The organism is Empedobacter sp. UBA7494, assembly GCF_002478465.1.
In the GTDB taxonomy this organism is placed as follows: domain Bacteria; phylum Bacteroidota; class Bacteroidia; order Flavobacteriales; family Weeksellaceae; genus Empedobacter; species Empedobacter falsenii_B.
The window spans coordinates 1-6,231 of sequence record NZ_DLOC01000037.1 but is presented as its reverse complement, the minus strand read 5'-3'; the positions used below and the strand labels follow the sequence as shown (position 1 = coordinate 6,231).

Genomic DNA, 6,231 nt, shown 5'->3' with positions numbered 1-6,231 from the left:
ATATTTGTTGCCATACCAACCGCAATACCAGATGCACCATTTACTAATAAGTTTGGAACACGAGTAGGTAATACAGTAGGTTCTTGGATAGTATCGTCAAAGTTTAGTTGAAAGTCAACTGTCTCTTTATCTAAATCAGCTAATAATTCGTCTGAAATTTTTTGAAGTCTTGCTTCAGTATAACGCATTGCAGCAGGTGGGTCACCATCTACAGAACCGTAGTTACCTTGTCCGTCAACTAATAAGTAACGCAAAGACCAAGGTTGCGCCATACGTACCATTGTGTCGTAAACAGAACTGTCGCCATGTGGGTGAAATTTACCTAAAACTTCCCCTACAATACGTGCCGACTTTTTGTAAGAACGATTAGAAAAAACACCTAATTCATACATTCCGAATAATACTCTACGGTGTACAGGTTTTAAGCCATCACGCACATCCGGAAGCGCACGAGATACGATTACCGACATCGAATAATCGATGTAAGCGGATTTCATTTCATCCTCAATGTTAATTGGGATTAGTCTTTCTCCTTCAGTCATATTGTTTTGTTATATAAGGTGGCTAATATACGAATTTTAAGCTAAAAAAAGATTGATAAAAACAAGATATTTGATGTTTTATGAAAGTTTTAAGGAAACTTTTCTAATCCTTCTAAAAATAGCTTTGTTTTATCCTCGTAAATGATATTGTTGATAAGTTTTAATTGTTATTGTTTTAATTTTCTCTTGCTTAACAAAAAAATGTTTTTATATTTGCACTTCGAAAATTACAAAGTGTAGAACGGAACGCGGTTTACTATTAATTCAGCTTTTTTGTAATTTTCTATCAATTTGATTTTTGAATTAATAATAATAACTGTATATTTGCAACCCATTCGAGTAATGGATTAGAAACTTAGTAAAGATGAGTAAAAGAACATTTCAACCAAGTAACAGAAAAAAAAGAAACAAACACGGATTCCGTGAGCGTATGGCTTCTAAAAACGGGCGCAAAGTATTAGCTGCTCGTAGAAAGAAAGGAAGAAAAGCATTAACTGTTAGTGAAGTAAGAGCTAAAAGATAATCGCTACAATTCATAAAAAATAAGCTTGAAGGTCGTTCTTTCAAGCTTTTTTTTTACATTTGTTTTAAAGACTGTAGAAAAGTATGGAAGCTAAAAATGTAATTGAGTTAAGTCAATCATCTATATATCAAAGAAATCATTTAGTATTATCTGACGTTAATTTTACACTTAATGAAGGAGAATTTGTCTACCTTATCGGAAAAACAGGAAGTGGAAAAAGTAGTTTGTTGAAAGTGCTTTATGGTGATTTACCACTTCAATCGGGACAAGGTTATGTAGTTGGAATGGATTTGAAATCATTGAAAACAAGTAAAATTCCTGATCTTAGAAGACATTTAGGAATTGTTTTCCAGGATTTCCAATTGTTAACAGATCGTACTGTTGAGCAAAATTTAACGTTCGTTTTGAAAGCAACAGGTTGGAAAGATAAGGCTACAATCGATAAACGTATTGATGAGGTTTTAGATTCGGTAGGGATGTTGTCAAAAAAGAAAATGATGCCGTTTCGTCTTTCTGGAGGAGAACAACAGCGTGTTTCTATAGCTCGTGCTTTATTAAATCATCCTGAATTAATTTTAGCAGATGAGCCTACAGGAAATTTAGATCCTGAAACGTCAAATGATATTATGGATTTATTGTTGTCGGTATCGAAAGATAATAATTGTGCAGTTTTGATGGCTACACACGATTATGAAATTATTCGTCGCTATCCTGCGCGTAAAGTGCGTTGTGAAGACGGAAGATTATTTGAAGTTGCGGAAGCGATATCAGAATAAGATAAATTACACAATATAATTTTAAAGAAAGAGTTTACTTAGTTGTAGACTCTTTTTTTTGTTAAATAATTAACTGACTAATGTATCAAGGTAATAAGCTTCATTTTATAAGTATGGATGTTCCATTTCCTCCCAATTATGGAGGTGTTATAGATGTTTTTTATAAATTGAAAGCATTTCATCAACTTGGGGTTGAGATTCATTTACATCTGTTTGGGTTTAATGAAATAGAAAGCGATGTTTTAAGAAAATATGCTAAAGAAGTTTATTTTTATCCAATACATCAAAAGCCTTTTTATATTTTTCAGAAATATCCTATTTCAGTAAGATCGAGGGATAGCGAATTATTGTATGAACGAATTAAATCGTTGAAAGCTCCTATTTTTTTTGAAAGTCTAAAAACAACATTTATTTTGAATAAATATACTCTTGAAGGTTATTCTAAATATTTGAGACTACATAATATTGAGCAAAATTATTTTTCCGGATTGGCTGAAAGCGAAAAGAATCTAGTGAAAAAAGCATTGTTTTATATTGAGGCAAAAAAATATATCCAATACGAAAATATTATCCACCAGTTTGATGAAGTTTTTACACTTTCTAAATTTGAACAAAATTATATTCAAGAAAAATATAATAAAGGAAAATTTGTACCTGTTTTTCATGGAAATGAAACTTTTCAATCATTAAGTGAAAAAGGAGAATTTGCTTTATATCATGGAGATTTGAGAGCTTCGGACAATTGTAAAGCAGTCGATTTCTTGATAGAAGTTTTTAAAGAAATTGATTATTCTTTCGTTATTGCGTCAGGATGCAGAGAGGATTGGGTAAAAGCAAAAATTAAAAATCATCCACATATACAATTTGTTAAATTGAAAGATTTTGATCATTTAAAAAATCTTTTCGAAAAAGCACATCTTAATATAGCCTGGTCTTTTCAGGAATCTGGAACAAAACTAAAAGTGATAAATGCATTATTTAATAGTCGTTTTTCGATAATAAATGAAAATGTGATAGATGATGAGAAAATTAGTGGACTTTGTGTTCAAGTTTCGAATAAATCAGAGCTGATAAAAGCTATTAATCATTTAAAAAATCAACCTTTTTTAGGGTCAAAAGAATATATTGATACGCTTGAATATGATTTGAATGATAAATTGAATGCCGAAATTATTTTGAAACAAATTTTTAATTAACTTTATGATTATGAACAGAAATCAATTCGCAGATATAATTTTACAACGATTAATCGATCAAAAGGAAAAAATAAGTCAACAATATAATAGTAGCAAAGATAAGATCGGTTATTTTTGGGTTGATGATCTATTACCAGAAGAATCAGTTTTGGAGATAAATCAAGTTTTTCCACAAGAAAAAGAAATGGTGTTGAAAAAAAGTTTGAAAGAAGATAAATATATTGCAGTTCAAATGAATCAATATCATCCTATTTTAGAGGAAATTATTTATGCTTTTCAAGATGAGAGAATCGTAAATTTGATTGCTGAGATTTGCGAAATAAAACAACCTATTCCAGATTCATCTTTGTATGCTGGAGGTTTGTCTATGATGGGAAATTGTCAATTTTTGCAGCCTCATCTGGATAATTCTCACGATGCGAAAAGAGAATTGTGGCGTGTGTTGAATTTATTGTATTATGTAACGCCAGACTGGAAAGAAGAATATGGTGGTAATTTAGAAGTTTGGCCAAATGGATTGAAAAATGATCAAATTACGATTTTTAGTAAATTCAATCGATTAGCGGTAATGGCAACGCATAATGATTCTTTGCATTCGGTTTCTCCAATAAAGTTTGAAGGTTTTAGAAAATGTGTTTCAAATTATTATTTTTCTAAAGAACCATTAAGAGAAACAGATTCTTTTCATGTGACTTCATTTAGAGGTCGTCCAGAGCAAAAGGTTTTGGATCAAGTTTTACAAGTTGATAACGCACTAAGAATGGGCGTTAGAAAAGTATTTAAAAAAGGAGTAGTGGAAAATCCACATATTTATAAAAAAGAAGAAAAGTAGATTAAAATTCAATCTACTTTTTTATTTTTTCAAAAATCTCCTTCAATTTCAATTCTTCATTTTCCCAACAAAGTTCGTTTGCAGCATTTGCAAGATTTTCTTGGTAACTTCTTTTTCCTTCGTCTAAGATTTCTTGTAGTTTTTCAGCCAAATGTTTTGGATAGTGGTTGTCAATCACTTTTCCAACTTTATACTCTTCGACCATTTTTTTGATTTCAGGTAAATTTGTTGCTAAAATTGGTACTCTAGCTTGAATAAAGTCAAATAATTTATTCGGTAGAGCGTAGCGATAGCTTAATCCTAAATCTTCTTCCATACTCATTCCTACATCAGCTAAAGGTGTTATAGTTTTTAAAGTTTTTGGGGGAATATTTCCTAAAAAATGAATGCGATTAGTTAAATTTAAATCTCTTACCAATTGTTCGTATTCAGTTTTTTTAGGCCCTTCGCCAGCAATCCAAAATTGACAATTATCAATGTATTTGAAAGCTTTAATCATTCTGTCAATTCCTCGACTCATGTTAATTGCGCCTTGATACAATAATATTTTATCGTTTGTTGGATTTTCGGGTAAGCGAAAGAAAATTAAATCTTGTTTATCGTTAAGTTTTGTTCGGTTGGGAACATTTCTAATCACAGCCGGATTAGCACCATATTCCTTGCGAAACCAATTGGCATATCCATCACTTACTGTATAAAAATATTTGATTTTTGGAACAAGAGAACGTTCTAAAGTTTTCCAAACTTTTTTTGTTTTAGGACGATTGTGTAATGATGGTAATTCTGAATAAATTTCGTGACTATCAAAAACTAAAGGAATTTTTTTGATTTTACTAACCAAATAAAAAGGAAGTAAACTATCCAAATCATTCGCTAATAAAATAGTCTGTTTATCCGCTTTTTTAAGCAAAGTGAAAAACAATTTGTAATTGAACTCTGCATACTTTTTCATTGTTGATTGATTCTTTTGTTCTATCAAAAATGTCTTGTACGGCTTATTCAATTTCGGTCTACCGTTTATAGTCGCGCCAATCAATTCTATATCGTATCCAAATTTTAACAAAGAATGGCAAACTTTATCTAATCTTTGATCAGTTTCAATATTATTTAGTACAGCAGATAGGATTTTCAATTTTATGGTTTTTTAAGATTATTTTCCAGGTTTGAAGACGATATAATACGCCTGAACTAAAAATAAAATCGCATTTGGAATAAGGACTGGCCAAGCCTCGATCATAGCAGCATAAATTACAAAACATACACAACCAATTGCATTGATAATGCGGATAATTGTAATCTTCGAAAAAAAGAATGCTAGTACAATAAAGACTGAAGCAAGATAGCCAAAAATATCAGCTATACCAATGTTAGATAAAAAATCCATAAAACGATAAATAAGAATGATAAAGTATAGGCAAAATTATGAAAAATAAGTCGATAACTTTGTGTAAATTTGCACAATGATAGAAACTTTATCAAAGATAAAACACAAAGATTCGCCAAACTTCTTTTTACTTGCTGGTCCATGTGCCATCGAAAGTGAAGATATGGCTTTGAGAATTGCTGAAAAAGTAGTAACAATTACTGATAAATTAGAGATTCCTTATGTTTTTAAAGGATCTTTCAAAAAAGCAAATCGTTCTCGTATTGATAGTTTTACAGGAATTGGAGATGAAAAAGCATTGAAAATTATTCAAAAAGTTGGAGAAACTTTTGATGTTCCAACAACTACAGATATCCATGAACCTTTTCATGCAGAAATGGCAGCGGCTTATGTAGATGTGTTACAAATTCCTGCTTTCTTGGTTCGTCAAACCGATTTAGTGGTTGCAGCTGCACAAACTGGAAAACATGTTACGTTGAAAAAAGGTCAATTTCTTTCGCCAGAAGCGATGAAATTTCCTGTAGAAAAAGTAACAGATTCTGGTAATAATAATGTAGCAATTATCGAGCGTGGAACTATGTTAGGTTACGGAGATTTAGTGGTAGATTATCGTGGAATTCCTGTGATGCAAAATTATGCACCAGTTATTTTAGATATCACACATTCTTTACAACAACCAAATCAGGCTTCAGGTGTAACAGGAGGAAAGCCAGAATTAATCGAAACGATTGCTAAAGCTGGAATTGCTGTTGGTGCTGATGGTATTTTTATCGAAACGCATCCAGATCCTAAAAATGCAAAAAGTGACGGTGCAAACATGTTACAATTAGATTTGTTAGAAGACTTATTAACTAAATTAGTTAGAGTTCGTCAGGCAATTCTATAAAAATAATTTTTAAAGAAAATTTATTAAATAATACTTAGTCAAGTTGATTAAGTATTTTTAATTTTTTTAGATAATGGATAATTTAATTCAGA

General features: G+C 30.9%; 7 protein-coding genes. 5 read left to right on the top strand and 2 right to left on the bottom strand.

The window, feature by feature from the left end:
- Positions 1 to 542, bottom strand: a 542-nt coding sequence (locus B4E95_RS03925; protein WP_291090074.1) for a DNA gyrase subunit A, incomplete at its 3' end; no start/stop codon positions are given.
- Positions 543 to 906: 364 nt separating this feature from the next.
- Between B4E95_RS03925 and rpmH the strand changes: the two genes are divergently transcribed.
- From rpmH to B4E95_RS03905, 4 genes are all read left to right on the top strand, one after another.
- Complete coding sequence (rpmH, locus tag B4E95_RS03920) at positions 907 to 1,065, top strand: 50S ribosomal protein L34 (RefSeq protein ID WP_019974979.1); 159 nt, start codon at positions 907 to 909, stop codon at positions 1,063 to 1,065.
- Between the two features lie 83 nt (positions 1,066 to 1,148).
- On the top strand, positions 1,149 to 1,841 hold the full coding sequence (locus tag B4E95_RS03915) for a cell division ATP-binding protein FtsE (protein WP_280049844.1): 693 nt from the start codon (positions 1,149 to 1,151) through the stop codon (positions 1,839 to 1,841).
- 113 nt (positions 1,842 to 1,954) lie between these two features.
- Positions 1,955 to 3,037, top strand: coding sequence for a glycosyltransferase (locus B4E95_RS03910; protein WP_291090072.1), 1,083 nt, complete (start codon positions 1,955 to 1,957; stop codon positions 3,035 to 3,037).
- A gap of 10 nt (positions 3,038 to 3,047) precedes the next feature.
- Positions 3,048 to 3,869 (top strand): 2OG-Fe(II) oxygenase, encoded by an 822-nt coding sequence (locus tag B4E95_RS03905; RefSeq protein WP_291090069.1) that lies wholly within the window; start codon positions 3,048 to 3,050, stop codon positions 3,867 to 3,869.
- Between the two features lie 13 nt (positions 3,870 to 3,882).
- Here the strand turns inward: B4E95_RS03905 and B4E95_RS03900 are convergent, their stop codons facing one another.
- Entirely contained in the window at positions 3,883 to 5,001 is a 1,119-nt protein-coding gene (locus tag B4E95_RS03900; RefSeq protein WP_291090066.1) for a glycosyltransferase, read from the bottom strand.
- A gap of 328 nt (positions 5,002 to 5,329) precedes the next feature.
- On the opposite strand from B4E95_RS03900, the gene kdsA reads away from it, so the two are divergent.
- Positions 5,330 to 6,139 (top strand): 3-deoxy-8-phosphooctulonate synthase, encoded by an 810-nt coding sequence (kdsA, locus tag B4E95_RS03890; RefSeq protein ID WP_115001635.1) that lies wholly within the window; start codon positions 5,330 to 5,332, stop codon positions 6,137 to 6,139.
- The last annotated feature ends 92 nt before the right edge of the window (positions 6,140 to 6,231 follow it).

What these genes read in the sequence shown, in the direction of transcription:
- rpmH (WP_019974979.1), top strand. Translation starts at nt 907, where the DNA reads ATGAGTAAAAGAACATTTCAACCAAGTAACAGAAAAAAAAGAAACAAA.
- B4E95_RS03915 (WP_280049844.1), top strand. Translation starts at nt 1,149, where the DNA reads ATGGAAGCTAAAAATGTAATTGAGTTAAGTCAATCATCTATATATCAA.
- B4E95_RS03910 (WP_291090072.1), top strand. Translation starts at nt 1,955, where the DNA reads ATGGATGTTCCATTTCCTCCCAATTATGGAGGTGTTATAGATGTTTTT.
- B4E95_RS03905 (WP_291090069.1), top strand. Translation starts at nt 3,048, where the DNA reads ATGAACAGAAATCAATTCGCAGATATAATTTTACAACGATTAATCGAT.
- kdsA (WP_115001635.1), top strand. Translation starts at nt 5,330, where the DNA reads ATGATAGAAACTTTATCAAAGATAAAACACAAAGATTCGCCAAACTTC.